A 1114-nucleotide genomic window follows, 5' to 3' on the forward strand; every position below is an offset into this window, starting at 1 on the left:
GACGAATTTACAATTGAAGTGCAACAAATGATCAAAAAGAAGACTCACAGCCTGAGTCCTTGTAAAATATAGTCACCACAACTTACTTACAAGGAGGACTCAGACTATGAGCCTATATCATCATCTTACCTTAAATGACCGTGAATGCCTACTAGTTGGGCTAACTTTAAAACAGTCTTACCAGGCCATTGCCCAACGCATCGGTTGTTCTAAAGCGACTATTTCACGGGAAGTTAGCCGGAATGGTGGTCGTTCTAAATATTCCGCAGTTAATGCGCAACTAAATTATGAGCGTCAACGTTTGAAAAGTCGACGGCCACGGATCTTATCGCAAACTGATATCCGGGCATTTGTCATTAATTGTATCGTTCATCGTAAATGGTCCCCAGAACAAATCGCAGGACGGCTAAATTTTGAGCATAGTAACTGGAAAATCAGTTACAACACAATTTATCGTGGAATTGCTTTGAATAATCTTGGTGAAAAGCGTAAAAGTCATGGTGCCCGTGGATTCGCCCGCCAATTAAGACATCGAGGTAAAACGCGCAAAGTTAAGGGAACTATCAAGGAACGGCGTGGTCGTTTTAACGATGTACCTTCAATCCACGACCGCCCACTTTCGGCTGAAAATAGAACTCGGTTTGGTCACTGGGAAGGTGACACAGTGCGTGGTAAAACCGGACGTTCAGCGCTGGTGACGCTGGTAGACCGTAAATCACGGTATTTATTAGCGGAACGGGTAAGTAAAGTCGCAGCTAAACCCGTGGCACAAGCTATGATGGACTTATTAAATAGCGTCACACCGGAACGGGTAAAGACACTTACACCTGATCGTGGAACTGAGTTTGCCAATTATCAAGACGTCATTGACACTTTAGAAATACCGGTATTTTTTCCAGATCCACACGCACCACAACAACGTGGAACCAATGAAAATACTAACGGTTTAATTCGTGAATATTTCCCCAAAGGAACTGATTTGAACGATTTAAATGACCAAGAGATTATCGCATTTGTCACAGATTTAAATAACCGTCCACGAAAGGTCTTGGGATGGAAAAGTCCAAGTGAAGTTTTCTTCGGCAAAAAGTTGCGCTTGATTTGACAATTCGTC

1 protein-coding gene is annotated in these 1114 nt (G+C 42.8%); it reads left to right on the top strand.

What is annotated here, in order from left to right; all coding sequences use genetic code 11:
• Window positions 1-106: 106 nt before the first annotated feature.
• On the top strand, window positions 107-1105 hold the full coding sequence (locus FFM82_RS13410) for an IS30 family transposase (RefSeq protein WP_016527164.1): 999 nt from the start codon (window positions 107-109) through the stop codon (window positions 1103-1105).
• The last annotated feature ends 9 nt before the right edge of the window (window positions 1106-1114 follow it).

This window comes from Lactiplantibacillus plajomi (assembly GCF_005405405.1).
GTDB classification, from domain to species: domain Bacteria; phylum Bacillota; class Bacilli; order Lactobacillales; family Lactobacillaceae; genus Lactiplantibacillus; species Lactiplantibacillus plajomi.

Bases quoted from the DNA above. Each gene is read 5' to 3' on its own strand.
- FFM82_RS13410 (WP_016527164.1), top strand. From the start codon at position 107: ATGAGCCTATATCATCATCTTACCTTAAATGACCGTGAATGCCTACTA.